The organism is Rhodohalobacter sulfatireducens (genome assembly GCF_022012475.1).
Lineage (GTDB): Bacteria > Bacteroidota > Rhodothermia > Balneolales > Balneolaceae > Rhodohalobacter > Rhodohalobacter sulfatireducens.
In genome coordinates, this window is record NZ_JAKLWS010000006.1 from 163,137 (window position 1) to 182,310 (window position 19,174).

Genomic DNA, 19,174 nt, shown 5'->3' on the forward strand with positions numbered 1-19,174 from the left:
ATAGAAATCAGATGAGAACCATTTAAAAAGAATTTTAACAGGTAAACCAATCTTAAGAGAAGTAGATGTTTCCTTCCAACTCTAAAACCTTTTATCTTAAAATGATATGAAGTGGATTGAGCCGAAGAAATATCTGAAAAAGTTGGAGCTCTCTGAGTTTCCCCAGGCAGATATCATCCAGTTAAAATACCCGGTGTTGTTATGCCATGGCTATGGGGGGTTTTCTACGTTACTCTCTCCCGCCCCAATGCATAAACCTTGCATGAGGCTCCGTAGCTTTGGTATTCATGCATTCGCACCAAACATTGTTCCTTATGGCACGATCTCAACTCGAGCTGAGCAGTGGGTACGAATTATGGGCATACTTCAAGATAAGTACGGATATGAGAAGCTGAATGTAGTTGCGCACAGTATGGGCGGGCTTGATATGCGGTTCGCCATTGCAAAACTTGGTGCAGATGAATCCGTTGCATCCCTGACCACAATTGCCACTCCACACAGGGGCACGAGCCTTGCAGAACTTGTACTCAACTCGCCGGACACCATCCGGGAAAAACTGGCAGAGTTTGTGGACTGGTTTGGCGAGAGTATTTATCCAACAACAAAAAGTGATGCCGTAGCCGCCGTTCAGCAGTTGACGCGGGAATATGTTACTGAGAAGTTTAACCCATCCATTCTTAATACTGATGGTGTTCAATACTTCTCTTACAGTGCTGCGGTTGGCAAAGGAACAGAGCAGCCACTCCATCCAATTTATCGTCTACAAAATCAGCTCATTTTTCAGAATGAAGGCATTAATGATTCATTTGTAACGGATGAGAGTGCAAAATGGGGCAAGCACCTTGGAACGCTTCCAATCAGTCATCTTGAACAGATCGAAATACAAGTTAATAAAGATCGTAAACCCCTGGTTGAAAATTTTTGGCTTGAACTGGCAAAGAATCTGAAGAAGAGTGGATTGTAGTATTTCTTTCAATCAGAACAATGACAAAACAATTCTTAAAACTCGATATCCCTTAAATCATCCAAAAGAGAGTAGGCAGTCAAATCATATTGGATGGGTGTGAGTGAAGCAAATCCCTTTTCGATGGCAGAGATGTCGTTGTTTTCGTCTTCATCGAGGAGCTGGAACTTGCCGGTCATCCAGTAGTAGGAACGGTTGTGAGGATCGATTCTGCCTTCGAACTCTTCCACGTAACGGCTATTGGCCTGCCGAACCCACTTAATGCCTTTCAGGGGTCCTGAGGGTGCATTTAAATTCAATGTCACACCTTTTGGAAGTCCGTGATTCAGAACATATCCAATTACTTTTCTGGCCGCGTCCTTGCAACCACTTAAATCAGCATCTTCATCAAAATCTGTACAGGAAACGGCAATAGATGGATATCCAAGAATAGTTCCCTCCGTGGCGGCACTAACGGTTCCCGAATACAGAATGTTAATCCCCGCATTACTCCCGTGATTGATACCACTCACCACCAAATCCGGTTTCCTCTTTAGAAGTTGGTTATGTGCCAGTTTTACTGAATCGGCCGGAGTTCCGGAAACCGCCTGGCCGTTAAATCGATTGTCAATTCGGAAAGCTCGAGCACGAAGTGGTGTTGAAATCGTAATGGAGTGCCCCACTGCACTTTGTTGACGGTCAGGCGCAATGATCTCTACATCACCAAACTCATCTGCAACATCCGCAAGTGCTTTAATACCGTTCGAAAAGATACCATCATCGTTGCAAACTAAAATCAACGGTTTTTGGTAATCACTCATAAAATCCTAACTGATTTGGGGTATATATCAAATAAAATAGAATGTAAAAGTATGGATTATTGAGACAGGGATACAGGAGAAATTTAGAATACCACACTCACTTAGACATTGTATGTCTTCTTTGTTAATCACGAAAGAATTCATAATTGAAAATTTCAACACATTCTGATTTAACAGCTTTCTCAGACATTCGAAGTCTCTACCGTTAAATCTACTACCCAACTACTCTTCTCTAACTATACTGCTCATCTACGTTCGGAAAATCGCCGCTTTTAACGTCTTTAATGTAGTGGGTTACGGCATCTGTCATCTTGCTGTGAAGATCTTCGTATCGGCGGAGGAAACGCGGTGAGAAATCCTTGTTGAGGCCCAACATGTCATGGATTACCAATACCTGGCCATCACACTGACGACCAGCGCCAATGCCAATTGTTGGAACAGAAACAGAATCAGTCACTTTTTTTGCAAGATCAGCAGGAATCTTTTCTAGAACGATGGAAAAAACGCCCGCTTCCTCAAGAGCTTTTGCATCCTCAAGAAGTTGATCTGCCTCCTGTTCCTCTTTTGCACGAACTTTATACGTGCCGAATTTATAAATACTTTGCGGGGTAAGTCCCAAATGTCCCATAACAGGAATTCCCGCATCTACGATTCTTTGTACGGTCGAACAGATCGACTTGCCACCCTCCAGTTTAACTGCATGTGCACCGGCTTCTTTCATCATTCTTCCGGCACTTATCAGCGCTTCTTTTGCCGTAACCTGGTAACTCATGAAAGGCAGATCAGCAATCACCAATGCCCGTTCCACCCCTCGTACAACGCAGGATGTGTGGTAGATCATGTGATCCATTGTCATTGGTATGGTAGTGTCATGTCCGGCCATCACGTTGCTGGCGGAATCACCTACTAAGATTACTTCAACACCTGCTCCATCGATAATTCCTGCCATTGTATAGTCATACGCGGTGAGCATACTGATCTTCTCCCCGTTCCGCTTCATTTCTACAACGGTCTGTGTCGTAATCTTTTCGGGCCGTTCTGATCTCTTTTGCGTACTCATACTTTATCCCGTGGTACAATCGCGGCGGATGCAACCAGTTCACAAACTTTATTTCCGTCAACGGTAGCCGTGCCCTCCATTGTTGCAAAATTTCTGCGCATGTTCGTCAGTATTACTTCCATTTTTAGCTGATCTCCGGGTACTACCTGTTTCCTGAATTTTGCGTTTTGAATTCCGGTAAATACAATCAGCGACTTATCCGGATCATCCACTTTGTTCTTCAACATAAGAATACAACCACTTTGAGCCATCGCTTCAACTTGCAATACAGCAGGCATGATTGGCCTGCCCGGAAAGTGGCCGTTAAAAAACTCTTCATTAGCAGTAACGTTCTTGATGGTGAGTATCCGTTCCTCTTCAAGTTCAAGGACTCTATCGACGAGTAAAAAGGGATATCGGTGGGGCAGGTAATTTCTTATTTCTTGAATGTCCATGAATTAGTACGTTTAGTGATTTTATACTCCTATCTTTCTTTTTTAGGGAGATAATCAGGTTTGATGTAAGATGTTGGTTTTCCAGGTAAGAAGAAACCTGAACATCATTTCAACTGATAATCTTTTTAAAGCAAGATCTGAATATACTAATTCTCTCCCACCGTACCCACATATATGTAAGATATTCCGCCTGTTAGTTTTACAGCTCTCTTTTCACTGAAAACATCTGCATCGTCCATCAGATTGATGAATTTCTCACCGGCGGGAAATTTAGCGCTTGTTTCGGGCAAGTAGGTATATGCTTCGCGATTTCCACTAATGAATCCGCCTATTGCCGGCATCACATGTTTGCTGTAGATTTCATAAGGAATTCGAACAGCGCCTTTGGGTTGACCAAATTCCAGTACAACAACTCGACCCCCCGGTCTTACAACACGCGCCATCTCCTTCAGGCAAACCAGTGGATCGTCCACATTTCGAATTCCAAACGCAATACTGGCGATGTCGAATGTGTTGTCTTCGTATGGCAGGTCCATTGCATCGGCCACTTCAAAAGTCACCACAAGATTTTCCATATCTGCTTTGGCCGGAGCATGCTCAATCATCTCCTGGCAAAAATCAGTGCCGGTCACCTCACCTTCATGGCCTACAGCTTTTTTGAATTCAATCGCGAGATCGCCTGTTCCCGTAGCGCAATCCAACACCTTATTGCCGGGCTTAGCCCCACTTTCCAGCACTGTTTTCTTTCGCCATGCATTATGCACGCCAAATGAAAGAATACTGTTGATGCGGTCGTAATCGTCCGCAATGTCGGCAAACATGTTTTTTACTTTTTCACTCATAATCGTCAGTCCGTTGTAAGCATTTCAAGATGATCGGTCTTATTCAGGTAAACAGGTTCAAACGAACCATTTTTAAAAATCAGGTGATTTACAGCACCGTTTCCATGTTCAACTTTATGCATATTTTTTAGTCCAATTCCCAGCCACTCCGAAAGTAAAATCCGTATTAAACGACCGTGGATGAATAACATGATTGTCTGAGAATCAGCACCATTGATATACGATCTGGCAGCCGTATCAGCCCTTTGAAATACCTCTTCGGGAGATTCTCCTCCCGGAATTTTGAGTGAAACATCTCCATTCTTCCATCCATTTTGCAAATCATTCAGCTCATCTGAGATCTCCTCCATATAAACTCCTTCAAAGTCCCCGAAGTCCATCTCGTCGAGATCTCTGTTTTTTTGGACAGTGAGGTCGGTCTTTTTTTCATAAGCAGATGCTGTTTGCCACGCTCGTGTTAAGCTGCTGCTTATTATCGATGTCGAATGATAATTTGTAAGATACTCGGCAAGATATTTTGCCTGAGTTCTTCCCAAACCATTCAGCGGCGCATCAATACCCCGCCCCTGTAACAATCCTTTTCGGTTAAATTCTGTCTCGCCATGGCGGGCTACAAATAAATGAATCAGACTCATTACTTCTTTTTGTTGAACTTTAATACTGCTTCCTGAACGTGCTGATCTAACTTTTCAACCTCTTTTGGAGGCATATTTTGGTAAATTGAGTACCTGACTAGAACCATTTTTAAGACTCTGTCATTCAAAGGCAGTTTATCATCTGATTTTTTATCCTGCAACTTGTCCCAACCCCTTCGCAGCAGGCCAACTTTAAACAGGAAAAAGAAAATTATACCAAGCACAACCGCTGTATACATTCCGCTCATGCCCATGTAACTCAGAACAAGCGCTGCCAACAAAAGTTGGAAAAAATCCAAATTAAAAAAGGACAGAAGCGGAGTCATCACAATATTAACAAATGCACTTTTCTTATGATACCAAAGAGCATGAAACCCAAGCGCAATACCTGCCGCTATCCAGGGATTGACAATAAAGGCTAAAACGAAATACAATATTAATGCCAGCGAATCGGCACTGTCAATCCAGGTGACTGCTTTTTTGATAAGGGTTTCAAAGTTATACTTATCAAGTAAACCCGGTACATATTCTTTAATCGTATCGCGGGTGGCATGGAACCAATGTCCTCCGGATGTAACCGTGGAAAAGGGGGTTTCAAGGATATTTTGGGAGTGAGATCGACGTGATTTCATAAGGTCAAAAGATAGGCTCTATTGGACTAAAATGATACTAATCGTATAACTCTCATTTATTAAAAATAATGAAGAGGTATTAAATTAAAATTTATTCACTAATCAACACACTGTGTAGTCATCTCTGAGATTCGTAATGACTCTAAGTTTCTCTGTTTCTTTTATGAGGAATTTATTAATTACGCCCGTGCTACAGTTAAAATTCCGGAAGAAACCTCGTTCACTTCATACAACGTTTTTGCCAACTCAAACGTGGTAGCACCGGTTGTGAAGACATCATCTACTACAACACACTTTCGATTTAGAACTAATTTCGGTTCTTTAACTTGAAAAGCACCTTTTAAATTTTTTGAGCGCTCTTCCAATGTTAAACCTGTTTGGGTTTTGGTCTTCCTGACACGCTTAATGGCTCCCTTCTTTATGATAGTCCACCCGGTGGACCTGCTCACTCCTTCTGCCAACGCTCTTGCCTGGTTGTATCCTCTCTTTCTTCTTTTCTTTACATGCAGTGGAACCGGAATGATGACTGGATTCAAATCGTCTATATATTTCAGCTCTTCTGTGGACTGTTGATGTAAAAAATCTTTTCCCAGCAAATAGCCAAGTTCAATCCCAACACCTCTCATAAAGTGATATTTGAGTTTGTGCAGCAGATCCTGCAGGTAACCGCCTTTGTCGAAAAACCACATTGTATAGATAAATGCCGCTGATTGAGGAAGAATTTCTTTTCTTGCCAAACCAGCACTTTCAAATCTTTTTCCGCGGCACAGGGAACAAATCGAGTTCTCATCACTATTTGTAGATGAACCGCAACACACACAAGTGGGCGGAAAAACAACTTCAGTGTATGTTTTATATATTTTTTTAAATATCTCCATATCTGTATGAACCGAAAACTTGAAAATCCTTACATTCTTTTAAATTTATTGTGTTTTGGTTCTTTATGAATGTGTTACAATTCGTTAGATTTATTAAAAACTATTTGATAAAAAATTGCTTGTATGCCGGCTATAGGTAAAGACCTCTCTAAAATTCGTTCTCATCTTGGCTTGTCGATCCAGGATATTCAGCATGAAACAAAAATTCCAGTCTCCACGCTCAGAAGCATAGAAAATGGCTCTATTTTCGATCATCCTGAAGAAAACCAAACCTACATCAGGAGTTTCGTACGCAGCTACGGGCGAGCCTTGAAGATTGATGACGAGGTGATGATCAATGCACTCGATCAACATGAAATCGGGAACTACAACAACTTACTGTTGGAGAACTACCCGGAGCTCGACCCGGAAATATCGGCAGGTCCGCAGCCTGAAGACGATAAGAAATCTGAGCAGGATCCAGACAAAAAAGAGTCTGACGATGAACCAGAAGAGCAACTTATCGATATACAGGGTTTCGAGAAAGACCATGATGAGGAAAAGACGGAAATAAAACAGATAGAGATTTCAGACGAACCGGTTGATGATTCTCCACAAAAAGAATCTACAACCGATAAGGAAACTCCTTCAACCCATAGTACAAAACCTAAGATCAACGATACGGAAAAATCGGTCAAAAGTGTTGACTGGGCCGACGTTGGCAGAAAATTCAACCAGGAAAAGAAACATACACCAATCTGGATTATTGGCCTGATTATTATCCTGCTTATTGCAGCTTTTGTCAGTTATTTTCTCTATCAAAATGGTTTTCTCAGTTTTGACAGACTGATGCAAAACGATCAGCAGGAACAGGTATCTTCCGGAAATGAAATGTCTCAAAGAAATTTATCACTTGATCTGTCTGATTCACTATCATCATCAGAAACCGGGTCAACGCCTCAACCTGAAACTACAAATGAACAGGAACCGTCTACCGAACTGGATGATGTTCTTGAACTGACTGTGTATGCCGCATACGACGTTTTAGGTCCGGTTCGGGTCTGGAGCGATCTGAAGCCAAGGATGGATCCATACTGGCTGGAACAGGGTACCGCCATGAATTTTGAGTTTGAAGATACTATTCGGGTTCGGGGTTCATACTCCAATCTTCTTTTGTTGAAAGACGGTCATCTTGTTGAGAATGCAGCCCAGGAGTTTTTCTCAGAGGAGGAAGATTATATTGAACTCACTCGAGATTTTTTCAATTCCGATCCAAAATGGTCAACTTCCATAGAGTACCAACTTCCAGAAGGAGTTTCACCACCTGATTCAATCGCTATCCGGCCCACCTTTTAAATCAACTTGAGCATGGACAAGGATTCTGCAAAAAAACGCGCAGAAGAACTTCGGGATCTTCTGCATCGCGCTAATCAAGCTTATTACGAAGAAGCCCGACCTTTTATCAGCGACCGTGAATTCGACGAGGCTTTGGAAGAACTCGATAAGCTTGAGAAAAAATTCGACCTCGTCACTGAAGATTCACCTACGCAACGGGTGGGTGGAGAGCCAACCAGCGATTTCCCAACGGTTGAGCACCCCACAAGAATGCTGAGTCTCGACAATACATACAATGAAGACGAATTGCGGGACTTCGACAGACGCGTACAAGATATCCTCGGACATGATGATTTTACCTATGCATGTGAGTTGAAATTTGACGGTGCATCAATTCGACTACGATATGAAAATGGAGACCTGGTGCTTGGGGCTACCCGAGGTGATGGTGAACGCGGAGATGATATTACTCAAAACATAAAAACCATCCGTGATATTCCTCTCACCGTTAATGGCGATACACCGGCTGTACTCGAAATTCGCGGTGAAGCGTATATGGAGAAGGAAGCATTCGTGCGAATGAATGAGAAGCGAGAAGATGAGGGGCTCCAGCCATTTGCAAACCCAAGAAACTCAACTGCCGGTTCGCTGAAAATGCAGGATTCCAGGGAAGTAGCCCGGCGTCCAATCAAATTTTTCGCATTTGACCTATTGATGGAATCTCCCGATTCGGAACGGACTCATCAAAAAAAGATGGACCTTCTTAAGAAATTTGGATTTGAAGTTTGTGATTATTTTGAGGTCCGAGAATCCATAGATGAGGTTTTTGAACTGATTGATTATTGGGGAGAACTTCGCCATAAACTGCCATACGAAACAGATGGCGTGGTTTTTAAAGTGAATGAAGAAAAATTTTATCAGGAACTTGGATCCACTTCAAAATTTCCGCGTTGGGCTATCGCTTATAAATTTGAGGCTGAACAAGCTACTACCGTTATTGACTCCATCACATTACAGGTTGGGCGTTTAGGCAAAATTACGCCTGTAGCCGAATTGCAGGCCGTTTTACTTGCCGGAACCACGGTTAAACGGGCCTCTCTTCATAATGAGGATGAGATTCAGAGAAAAGATATTCGACCGGGCGACACTGTAATTGTTGAAAAAGCCGGAGAGATTATTCCACAAGTAGTAAGCGTTGTGAACCCTGATGCAGAAGGCCGAAGTGAGCCGTTTAAAATGCCGGAAAACTGCCCTGCATGTGGCGAAGAGTTGGTAAAATTGGATGATGAAGTGGCCTGGAGATGTATCAATCCTCAGTGTCCGCCACAAGTACGCGAACGGGTCACACATTTTGCATCTCGTGATGCGATGGATATAGACGGGCTTGGTGAAGCGGTTGTAGAACTTCTGATTGAACATGATTTGATCAAAACCTATGCTGACCTTTACGATCTCAGCAAAGAACAGATAATTCCATTGGAGCGAATGGGTGAAAAAAGTGCTCAAAACCTGGTTGATTCGATTGAAAAAAGTAAAACTCAATCATTAGATCGGTTGATTTATGCGCTTGGAATTCGATTTGTGGGAAAAACTGTTGCGCGCGATTTGGCAAATCATTTTCAGTCACTTGATGCGTTAATAGAGACAGATATTGAAAGTATGACTGCAGTCGACTCCATCGGCCCGAAAATTGCTGAAAGTGTTGCAGCATTCTTTGAGAAGGAAAAAAATCGTAACTTGATTGAGCAATTAAAAAATGCAGGCCTGTCGATGGAACAGGAGCAAAAAGAAATGCTTTCCCAAAAATTGGAAGGCAAAAAAATAGTTTTAACGGGCACATTACCAACATATACAAGAAAAGAAGCCAAAGAATTGATCGAGAAACATGGCGGAAGCACGACTTCTTCTGTAAGTAAAAACACTGATTTTGTGCTTGCGGGTGAATCACCGGGAAGTAAACTTTCAAAAGCCCAGGATCTCGGCATAGATATCTTAGACGAAGAAAATTTCAAAAATTTAATCGGAGAAGGATAGTCTCGACGACCTTCAGCAAATAATTCAACGTTTGGTTCTCTTTTATTAATCAGAAACCCTTCTTATACTTTTGTTTTCCACAATAGCGTAATAATCGCGTGGAAACTATAACTGAATCCACATGAGTATTCTAAAAAAACTCGGTCTAGGGCAAAAAAAACGGGAAGCAGCCCCTAATATCGGCGCCAATAAAATAAAGGAACAAAAAGAGACTGCAGAAAAGAAAAACAGGTACCTGCGGGCCCTGATTGTTATCTGTTTCCTGCTCGTGATATTAATCACTCTTCCGGGATCAACATTCCAAAGTGTTTCAAATTACTCTGTTGGAGAACCCTGGAGATCGGATGATTTAACGGCTCCTTTTACGTTTGCCATCCAAAAGACAGCCGAGGAAATTCAACAAGAGCGCCAGCAGATTCGCCGTCAAACAGCACCCATCTTTCATGTCGCCCCGGAAGCGCGAGCTGATGCAGAAGCAGCAATCGACTCTTTATATCGCAATCTGCAACCCGTTCTCGACAGCTTTATTCAGTGGCAGCAATCCAAACAGCAACAAGACGGATCAGCTGCGAATGACAGTTTACGGCATCTACAGGAGCGTGCTTTCTCGAATGTTGAACTCGACTCTTCTTCCTGGAATACCATTCTTGAAAATTACTCTGCAGTAACACTTAACAATCAACCTCAGGAACGAACTGTCGTTGCTCAAATCAGAAACCAGGTTCAAAACCTGACAAACTCTCTGATGTCAGACGGTATTATTAATCGGAGTAAGGAAAATCTTGAGAGTGATGAAATTACAATCCGTGATTTAGAGGACCGAACAGAGCGCATAGTGAGTATTGAAAGCGTAAAAGATCCATCCGAGATCGATGAATTTGCTCAACGCCATCTAAATAGAATATTTATACCTGAAGTGGCCCAGGCTGCAATACAGATATTTAACCAGGTTATTAAACCCAACTTGATCTACAGCGAAGCCGCGACCAACGAATTACTCTCCGAAAAACTATCTGATATCTCCCCTACCAAAGGAGCGGTAGATCAGGGACAAATTATTATCCGAACCGGGGACATCATCACCCCTGAAACAGCGAATGTTCTTCGAAGCCTGGCCGAAGCGCGTGCACAAACAGCTTCGACATTGGAACGATGGCTTCGATTCCTGGGCGAGTCGATTGTAATTGTAATGGCCACCCTTATGTTCCTGTTCTACATATTTCTATATCGAAGAAGTATTTTCAATCAACCTTCCATGCTTCTATTGGTTTTCCTTGTAATGGGGGTTGTGTCTTTGGCCAGTATTCTAATCTACCCGATTGATGTCGTAAACAGTTACATCATTCCGCTTTCCATTGCTCCGATTATTCTTACCATAATTTTTGATTCACGTGTTGGACTGATGGCAACGATTACGCTTGCTATCATCACCGGGTTAGTTCACGACAATAATTTCGAATACCTGGTCGCAACAACGGCAGCATGTACACTGGGAGTCTTTTCCGTTCGCGATATTAAAAAGAGATCTCAATTTTTCTTTATCACACCCGGTATTGTTTTTATCACGTATTTCATAATTATTTCCGGGTTTAGCCTGACCAGGCTAAGCGGATGGGAAAATTTTTGGCCCGATCTTTTATACATCGCCATTAACTCTGTTTTTATTCTCTTTACCTATCCCCTTATTCTTCTGTTTGAAAAATTGTTTAAAATCACAACAGATTTTACTCTTCTTGAACTGGCAGATACCAACCTCCCATTGATGAAGGAGTTGATGGGGAAAGCCCCCGGTACGTTTCATCACAGCCTGCAGGTTGCCAATCTTGCCGATTCGGCCGCTTCACAAATTGGTGCAAACGCCCTTCAATGTCGTGTCGGCGCCATGTATCACGATATTGGTAAAATGGTGAAACCAAGTTATTTCATTGAAAATCAGAATAAAACCAATGAACATGAGAAGCTGAAACCACGAATGAGTACTCTGGTTATAAAAGCCCATGTGAGTGAGGGAGTAAAAATTGCTGAAGAGCACAATTTGCCGAAAGTGATCATTGAATTTATCAAAACGCATCATGGAACCTCCCTCATCAAATATTTTCATAAAAAAGCGTCGGATGAAGAGCAGGGAGTTCAAGATGAAGATTTTCGATACGACGGCCCGATTCCATACACCAAAGAACAGGGAATTTTAATGCTCGCCGACAGCGTAGAAGCCGCATGCCGGTCGATGAAAGAACCGAGCTACAATAAGCTTGAAAACCGGATTCATCAAGTTGTTGATAACCACATTCACGACGGTCAGTTGAGTAATTGTCCGCTTACATTCAGGCAGATTCAGATTATCAAAGATTCATTTCTAAGTATTTTGAAAGGTGTTTATCATTCGCGTATTGAATATCCCGAAGATGAGAAACAGAAAAAGGGAAAAGCTCCAAGTAATGAACCCAAGCAACAGCCTGAACCCTCAAATACTTCTGAAGAGTAAATCATCCTGCAATGAAGGGCTTTGAACGAGAGCTTAAACAGTATCTTCAGTTCATTAAACTTGAAAAAGGCCTGTCCAAAAATTCCGTTGTCTCCTATCAAAATGATCTGAATCGATACATCGACTTTCTCGTGGAAGAGTTGAAGATTCGGGACCTGGGCGGGGTTACCCACTCTCACATTGAACAATACCTGGACCTTCTTACCGATATGGGGCTGGCTGTTAGCACCATCGCGCGGAACATCTCCAGCATTCGCAGCTTCCACGAATTTGCATTGGTTGAAAAACTGGCTGAAGCAAATCCCGCTGAACTGATAGATCTCCCAAAAAAGGCTCAAAAACTCCCCGAAGTTCTGGATGCACACGAAATTGAACGAATAATTAATGCCGCCGACCGAACTACTTCCGCAGGTATTCGGGATGCTGCGATTCTTGAAACACTCTATGCCAGCGGTATGCGCGTGAGTGAACTTACCGATCTTGAAATGAACCGCCTTTTCTTTGAAATCGGGTTTATCCGGGTGATTGGGAAGGGAAACAAGGAACGTCTCGTGCCGATTGGCGAAGTGGCACAGCAAGCCATTGAGCATTACATCGAAACGGCACGGCAGGAGTTCATGAGTGATAGGCATCCCGGGAAAAGTGAAAACAAGCTATTCCTGAATCAGCGCGGCGGGCCGTTGAGCCGAATGAGCATCTGGAATATCGTGAACAAATATGCCGACAAGGCAGAGATTAAAAAAAATGTCTATCCTCACATTTTCCGGCACTCCTTTGCCACACATCTACTTGAGGGCGGCGCTGACCTCCGGGCGGTCCAGGAGATGCTCGGGCACACCTCCATCATAACAACTGAGATCTACACACACGTAGACCGTTCCCTGCTGCACCAGGTTCACAAGCAGTTTCACCCACGGGCCTGACAAGTAAGGTTTCAAGTTCCAAGTTCCGGGTTTCAAGTGAAGAACAGTTCGTCGTTTACTTCCTGTACCATTCGCCAGGTAAAGGTTTGTGTATCCATCACCAGGTGGAAATAACGCTGTTCGTCGGTTCGCACCACATAGTGATATTGATACCCCTTTCCCACCCGTTCCCGGTGAACTTTTCGAATCTGTGTGATCTTGTGTTTAGCACCCTGTCTCGTTTCAAACCGATATGGCGTAACATGATGAGGGATATCGGGATTCTTAAATCCACGCATGATATTCAGTACATTGATAGGCGGAAATTTATTGTCTTCCATAAGCGTAAAATTTAATGCATTTACAGGTTACACATGTTTTACACATATATCAAGTGGCTGCGATAATTTTTTCTTGTTCCGACTTGATTCTCCGTTGGACATTGAACTCTGAAACAGTGATTTTTGAGTCATGAGTAACCAAATTCCATTTGCATTTGACGTACCGACCGTATCGGAGCTGACTGACAAAATCAAAACTCTTCTGGAAAATAATTTCCGGGATATTTTGGTTGAGGGTGAGATAAGTAATGTAAACCAGAGCCGTAACGGTCATTTCTATTTTACGGTGAAAGATGATGATGCACAGCTCCCCTGTGTAATCTGGCGAAGTACAGCAGCACGGTTGGATGTAGAACTGCAGGATGGCCAGCAGGTGGTTTTGGGTGGCGATCTCCAGGTGTACCCGCCGCACGGGCGTTATCAATTGATTGTGTCGCTGGTACAGCAAGCCGGTGTGGGGCGCCTTCAGAAAAAGTTTGAAGAGCTCAAACGAAAACTCGAAGAAGAGGGATTGTTTGATGATGCCGCTAAAAAACCACTCCCCGCATTTCCATTTCGCTTTGGGGTGATCACCTCCTCTACCGGTGCCGCCTTTCACGACATTCAATCCACGTTTCAACAGCGGTGGCCGGTGGCAACGTTGTATCTCCATCATGCAAGTGTACAAGGATTGCAGGCAGCCGGCGAACTGGTTAAAGCCATTGAATATTTCGATAACCAGGATAACCCAGTGGATATCATCATTATCGGACGAGGCGGCGGTTCACTTGAAGATCTTTGGCCGTTTAATGAGGAGACAGTTGCGCGTACAATTTTCAACTGTTCCATCCCGGTTGTAAGTGCGGTTGGACATGAAGTTGATTTCAGTATTTCTGATTTTGTAGCGGATGCGCGGGCAGCAACTCCCACCCAGGCGGTCACTATCTCAACCCCGGATATCAACGAATTACGATTTCAGGTTGAAGACGACCTTCAAAAACTTGAATCTCTCATCAAGCAGAAGTTTCAATATTATCGTGATTATGTAGACCGGTTGGCTCATTCGCATGCTCTGCTCGTTGTCCAGGAAAAACTGAAGATCCACCGGAACAACGTTGAAAATCTATCTGAAAAACTCCGGAGTCGCTTCAGACAAATAGTAACGGAACGTCAGTCCAAAATTCAGCACATGGCGAACCAAGTAGAACAGAAGAATCCAAAGCATGCAGTTCAACAGCATTTGGGAACAGTTGAATCACTTCGGGAGAAGCTTCACAACAGGGCCGTAACAGTTCAGTCCAAGAAAGAATCCACGTATAAGGAAGTATTTGCTAAACTACGGGAGATCAACCCAAAAGCACCCCTGGAGCGTGGTTTTTCCCGGATTCTGCAAGATGGAAAATGGGTACGAAGCCGTTCAGATTTTGAAACAGAAAAAGATCTGCACATCGAATGGAGAGATGGTGTAACAAAGGTTTCAAAGTAAGCTGAAGAAGCATAAAAACTTATAAAGAGTCAGATATTTGTTAGATTCAAATAATTATTCAAACTTGAAGTTTATTATATGAATACACTTGTAACGGGTTTTAATAAAGAGGTTCGAAACCTGTTGGTTAATGCCCTGAGTCAACGTCATCATGATGTGTTTGTGTCGGAACCCACGCATGAAGCTTTAAAAAAGATTAATGAAAATAGTATCTCTCTGATTATCATCAGTGATTATTCCGACGAAGCTATTCAATTCTGTAAACTGATCCGTGCCCGAGAGTATGGTCGTAAATACACGATTTTTGCAGTCATAACCCAGGATCAAACTGATTTCTTGGATAAATTAATTGATGCGGATATTGACCAATATATCATTGAATCACTGTTTGATGAACAACGACTGGATGTACGCCTTGCTTTTGCTGAAAAAATGGCCCGTAATAAAGAGGGACAGTTTCTTATCGAACAAAAATTGCGGGAGAGTGAAGCACGGGCCCGAAGTATTTTAAGAACTACTGTAGATGCAATTATCACAATTGACAACCGCGGATCAGTACGAACATTCAATAAGGCGGCTGAAGATCTATTTCAGTATAAAAGCTCTGAAGTGATTGGTGAGAATGTAAAAATGTTGATGCCTCAACCCTATCGCCGGGAGCATGACGATTATATAGATAATTACCATAGAACCGGTGACAGGAAAATTATCGGGATTGGCAGGGAAGTAACCGGAAAGCGTAAAGATGGGTCAACATTCCCGATGTATTTGGCCGTAAGTGAGGTAAATGTTAATAATCATCGGCTCTATACAGGTATCATTCGCGATATTTCTGAACAACGTAGACTGGAGCAGGAGGTTCTGCGAGTAAGTGAACATGAACGTCACCGAATAGGGCAGGATCTTCATGATGGTCTGGGCCAGATGTTGACCGGGATCACCCTGATTAATAAAAATATAGCAGCTTCTCTGAGGGATGAGGATCACCCTCTTGCTGTTGAAGTGGACGAAATTACTGATTTACTAAAAGAGGCAGACGAATATGCCCGTGGTTTATCAAGAAATTTGGTTCCGGTTGAACTCGATAGCAGTGGACTTGTTGCTGCACTGCAGCGGCTTGCAACGAATGCAGAGCGATTGTTCAATATAGAATGTGAACTTAAAAATACGCTAAATATTCAATTTGATGACCCAACAAGCCTGACACACCTTTTCAGGATTGTACAGGAGGCAACGAGCAATGCAGTAAAACATGGGAATTCCTCTAAGGTTCAAGTCGATATGCAGGCAAATGATACCCAATTAACAGTAAAAATCGAGGACAACGGAACCGGTTTTGGCCCCGACTGGGATCAAAACAAAGGACTTGGCGTCCGAATTATGAAGTTTCGGTCAAGATTAATCGGGGCTAACCTCGAAATTTCAGACAGCAGCCTGGGCGGAGCCGCCATTATTGTAACACTTTTATCCGTGGGATCATCATATAAAATATTATCTTCTTAATGAATTAAACTGAATAAATTATGGCCGAAAATAAACAGATTTATATAGTCGACGATCACCCTTTAATGAGAAAAGGACTTGCAATGACCATTGATAAAGAGATGGGATTTGAAGTCTGCGGCCAGGCCGAAAGTGCAGAAAAAGCTTTAACAGAGATTATTGACTTAAAGCCCGACGTAGCAGTGGTGGACATTTCACTTCCCGGTATGAATGGAATTGAGCTGATCAAAAATGTTCTGCACCAGGCACCCGATTTAAAAATACTGGTTGTCTCCCGGCATGACGAAGAGTTATATGCAGAACGTGCTATTCGAGCAGGTGCCAAAGGGTATCTGATGAAACTTGAAGCTGCCGAGGTTATGATCTCCGCAATTCGCCAAATTCTCAAAGGTGGTATCTACCTGAGTGATAATATCGGCACAAAATTGATTATGAAAATGGCTTCCGGAAACTCCGCTAAAAGTGATAATCCGCTTGATCTGCTCAGCGACCGGGAACTGGAAGTTTTTGAACTAACCGGTAAGGGATTGTCTACCAAAGAGATTGGAAAAAAACTGCATATCTCTGTAAAAACAGTAGAATCTCACCGGGCTAATATTAAAGATAAACTGCAGGTTGATACTGCAAACGAATTGATGCGTCACGCTGTTAAATGGGTTGAAGAGACAGCCAAATAGTAATGTTATGCTTATAATTACCGATTATTTACCAACACAAGTGCTCTCTTCTTTTCACATCTTTTAGGGGAAACCCCTACGGATATGGGGAATATCCTTACTATCTAATCAGATTAAGTCCCCTAACTCTTAATACCCTTTCTAACCATATTTGTATCGTCATCAAGAAACAAAAGATGACAACCGAGTAACGGTTAAACAGATGAAAAAGATCATCTTCAACAATAATAATGACTAAAAAAATTATGAAAGCTTTAACAACAACCATAACAACATTTATATTCGCTTTACTATTTGTGAACATGGGTCTACAGGCTCAGGATTCAAGAGATCTTCAATACTATGTAGCTCCTGATCAAACAGGACTGAATGAATTTGAAGCTCCATTCACTACAGATATTGATTTCGACGGAGTTAACATTCGACTTGGTGGTTCCAACACCTTGCAGTTCCAGGGAATCAACCACGACAATGATGCCGGTGACCTCGCCGAATTGGAATCAAATTTCAACCTTGCCACTTCCAACCTCGATTTTGATGTGGCTCTTGCACCGGGATTAAGAATGCACCTGAGAACCTATCTTTCTTCTCAGCACCATGCCGAAGCTTGGGTAAAAGGTGGATATCTGCAAATCGATACTTTTGATTTTATCGAAGAAGGATTTCTGTCAGGATTGAGCGATCACGTGCGGGTTAAAGTTGGTCATATGGAAAACAACTACGGCGACACTCACTTCCGACGAAGTGACAACGGTGCAACGATCCACAACCCTTTTGTTGGTAACTACATTATGGATTCGTTCACAACAGAAGTTGGTGGAGAAGTGTATCTTTATAATGGCCCTATTTTCGGTATGATCGGCTTGACCAATGGTAAATTGAATCAAAGCACAGTTGAAGGCCCAATTAAAGCAAAACCTTCCTTCCTCGCTAAAGTTGGTTACGACAGCCAGATAAATGACAATGTTCGTGTTCGATTAACAGGATCTCTATTCAGAGTTTCCCAAAATGGATCCATTTATCTCTACTCAGGTGACCGTGCCGGGTCAAGATATTATAACGTTATTACTCCTGGCAACTTCCGAGCAGGACGATTTTCACCTACCTTTACTCCAGGACGTGGTTCAGAACCGGCAGCCGGTGAAATGACCTCGATTATGATAAACCCATTCGTAAAAATTGGTGGCCTTGAATTCTTTGGTGTCTTTGAAAACGTATCCGGACAGATTGAAACCGAATCAAGTTCACGATCTTTTACCCAACTGGGTGCTGAACTCCTCTACAGATTTGGAGCCACAGAAGATTTTTACATCGGCGGACGTTATAATGCCGTATCAGGTGAGCACATTAGCGATGGTGACATCGACATCACCCGAGTAAATATTGGCGGTGGATGGTTCTTAACCAAGAACGTATTGACCAAACTTGAGTACGTAACTCAATCCTACGATAACTTCTCAGGGCCATATGCTGGAGCCGAATTCAGTGGAATTAATATTGAAGCTGTTGTAAGTTTCTAAATTGAAAAAGAACTAAATAAACTTAACCCCAAACAGGGCTGCTTTAAAAGTAGCCCTGTTATCTTAAATTTTTAAACTCATGCTTACTCAACGAATAATATCCGTTTTAGCACTCCTCTTTTTTATAGCAGGACCCGCATTAGGACAAAGTTTGACCCTTAATACACAAGGTGCTCAAGAGATGCACATTTATGGTGATTCCAACATTAAAAAATGGGATGCTGCCGTAAATCAAGTAAGTGGTTCATTGACATTACAAAATATTGAAAACTTAACTGCTGAAAATTTAACTGCAGAGAACTTTCAAAGTTTAACTCTAACAATACCTGTTGAGCAGATTGAATCTGAATCTGGTGGATTAACCAGTAATATTCATAAATACTTAAAAGGAGATGACTATCCGAATATCACTTTCCAGTTGAATAACGTTACAGACATAACTGAACAGAACGGCTCACTATTGATTACTGCATCAGGAGTGGTAAATGCTGCAGGTTCAGACAACCCAGTGGAAATGCAAGTAACTGCAGATTTAACGGATGGTGGAATTCAATTTTCAGGGGCTCAGGAACTACTGATGACTAATTTTAATATCGATCCACCCACTGCTGTATTTGGAACCATCCGTTCTAAAGACGAATTTAGAGTAGAATTTAACGTAAACTTTGGCCAAGAAGGTGTATAATTA

Annotated in this window: 18 protein-coding genes; 10 read left to right on the forward strand and 8 right to left on the reverse strand. The window is 42.4% G+C overall.

The genetic code is table 11. The annotated features are described in order from the left end of the window. Positions 1-106 precede the first annotated feature (106 nt). The gene (locus L6773_RS07145) at positions 107-964 is read left to right on the forward strand and encodes an esterase/lipase family protein (RefSeq protein ID WP_237853180.1); all 858 of its coding nucleotides are present in this window, start codon (positions 107-109) and stop codon (positions 962-964) included. 35 nt (positions 965-999) lie between these two features. On the opposite strand, the gene surE is transcribed toward L6773_RS07145, so the two are convergent. The 7 genes from surE to L6773_RS07180 form a co-directional block, all read right to left on the reverse strand. Then, positions 1,000-1,764 carry a 5'/3'-nucleotidase SurE gene (surE, locus tag L6773_RS07150; protein ID WP_237853181.1) on the reverse strand — a complete coding sequence of 255 codons (765 nt, stop codon included), beginning with the start codon at positions 1,762-1,764 and terminating at the stop codon, positions 1,000-1,002. A 232-nt stretch (positions 1,765-1,996) separates the two neighbouring features. Continuing rightward, positions 1,997-2,824, reverse strand: coding sequence for a 3-methyl-2-oxobutanoate hydroxymethyltransferase (panB, locus tag L6773_RS07155; protein ID WP_237853182.1), 828 nt, complete (start codon positions 2,822-2,824; stop codon positions 1,997-1,999). Next, positions 2,821-3,258, reverse strand: coding sequence for a 3-hydroxyacyl-ACP dehydratase FabZ (gene fabZ / locus L6773_RS07160; RefSeq protein ID WP_237853183.1), 438 nt, complete (start codon positions 3,256-3,258; stop codon positions 2,821-2,823). Before fabZ ends, panB begins: the two co-directional genes overlap by 4 nt. A 146-nt stretch (positions 3,259-3,404) precedes the next feature. Next, positions 3,405-4,100: a bifunctional demethylmenaquinone methyltransferase/2-methoxy-6-polyprenyl-1,4-benzoquinol methylase UbiE gene (gene ubiE / locus L6773_RS07165; protein ID WP_237853184.1), complete on the reverse strand. Its 696-nt coding sequence runs from the start codon at positions 4,098-4,100 to the stop codon at positions 3,405-3,407. Positions 4,101-4,105: 5 nt separating this feature from the next. Next, entirely contained in the window at positions 4,106-4,735 is a 630-nt protein-coding gene (locus L6773_RS07170; RefSeq protein ID WP_237853185.1) for a histidine phosphatase family protein, read from the reverse strand. Then, the gene (locus L6773_RS07175; RefSeq protein ID WP_237853186.1) at positions 4,735-5,367 is read right to left on the reverse strand and encodes a hypothetical protein; all 633 of its coding nucleotides are present in this window, start codon (positions 5,365-5,367) and stop codon (positions 4,735-4,737) included. The genes L6773_RS07170 and L6773_RS07175 overlap by 1 nt, the downstream gene beginning before the upstream one ends. A 179-nt stretch (positions 5,368-5,546) precedes the next feature. Beyond that, positions 5,547-6,104, reverse strand: coding sequence for a ComF family protein (locus L6773_RS07180; protein ID WP_237853187.1), 558 nt, complete (start codon positions 6,102-6,104; stop codon positions 5,547-5,549). Between the two features lie 264 nt (positions 6,105-6,368). Between L6773_RS07180 and L6773_RS07185 the strand changes: the two genes are divergently transcribed. From L6773_RS07185 to xerD, 4 genes are all read left to right on the forward strand, one after another. Further along, positions 6,369-7,580 (forward strand): helix-turn-helix domain-containing protein, encoded by a 1,212-nt coding sequence (locus tag L6773_RS07185; RefSeq protein ID WP_237853188.1) that lies wholly within the window; start codon positions 6,369-6,371, stop codon positions 7,578-7,580. 12 nt (positions 7,581-7,592) lie between these two features. After that, positions 7,593-9,593 carry an NAD-dependent DNA ligase LigA gene (gene ligA / locus L6773_RS07190; RefSeq protein WP_237853189.1) on the forward strand — a complete coding sequence of 667 codons (2,001 nt, stop codon included), beginning with the start codon at positions 7,593-7,595 and terminating at the stop codon, positions 9,591-9,593. Between the two features lie 121 nt (positions 9,594-9,714). Further along, positions 9,715-12,078 carry an HD family phosphohydrolase gene (locus L6773_RS07195; protein ID WP_237853190.1) on the forward strand — a complete coding sequence of 788 codons (2,364 nt, stop codon included), beginning with the start codon at positions 9,715-9,717 and terminating at the stop codon, positions 12,076-12,078. 11 nt (positions 12,079-12,089) lie between these two features. Then, on the forward strand, positions 12,090-13,001 hold the full coding sequence (gene xerD, locus L6773_RS07200; protein WP_237853191.1) for a site-specific tyrosine recombinase XerD: 912 nt from the start codon (positions 12,090-12,092) through the stop codon (positions 12,999-13,001). 32 nt (positions 13,002-13,033) lie between these two features. Here the strand turns inward: xerD and L6773_RS07205 are convergent, their stop codons facing one another. Further along, a complete protein-coding gene (locus tag L6773_RS07205) occupies positions 13,034-13,321 on the reverse strand; it encodes a hypothetical protein (protein ID WP_237853192.1) in 288 nt (95 codons plus the stop codon). A gap of 130 nt (positions 13,322-13,451) precedes the next feature. Between L6773_RS07205 and xseA the strand changes: the two genes are divergently transcribed. From xseA to L6773_RS07230, 5 genes are all read left to right on the forward strand, one after another. Continuing rightward, positions 13,452-14,786, forward strand: coding sequence for an exodeoxyribonuclease VII large subunit (gene xseA, locus L6773_RS07210; RefSeq protein WP_237853193.1), 1,335 nt, complete (start codon positions 13,452-13,454; stop codon positions 14,784-14,786). A 78-nt stretch (positions 14,787-14,864) separates the two neighbouring features. Then, complete coding sequence (locus L6773_RS07215; protein ID WP_237853194.1) at positions 14,865-16,289, forward strand: PAS domain S-box protein; 1,425 nt, start codon at positions 14,865-14,867, stop codon at positions 16,287-16,289. 20 nt (positions 16,290-16,309) lie between these two features. Further along, positions 16,310-16,966 carry a response regulator gene (locus L6773_RS07220; protein WP_237853195.1) on the forward strand — a complete coding sequence of 219 codons (657 nt, stop codon included), beginning with the start codon at positions 16,310-16,312 and terminating at the stop codon, positions 16,964-16,966. A 245-nt stretch (positions 16,967-17,211) separates the two neighbouring features. Then, positions 17,212-18,486, forward strand: coding sequence for a hypothetical protein (locus L6773_RS07225; protein ID WP_237853196.1), 1,275 nt, complete (start codon positions 17,212-17,214; stop codon positions 18,484-18,486). Positions 18,487-18,565: 79 nt separating this feature from the next. Next, entirely contained in the window at positions 18,566-19,171 is a 606-nt protein-coding gene (locus L6773_RS07230) for a YceI family protein (protein ID WP_237853197.1), read from the forward strand. The last annotated feature ends 3 nt before the right edge of the window (positions 19,172-19,174 follow it).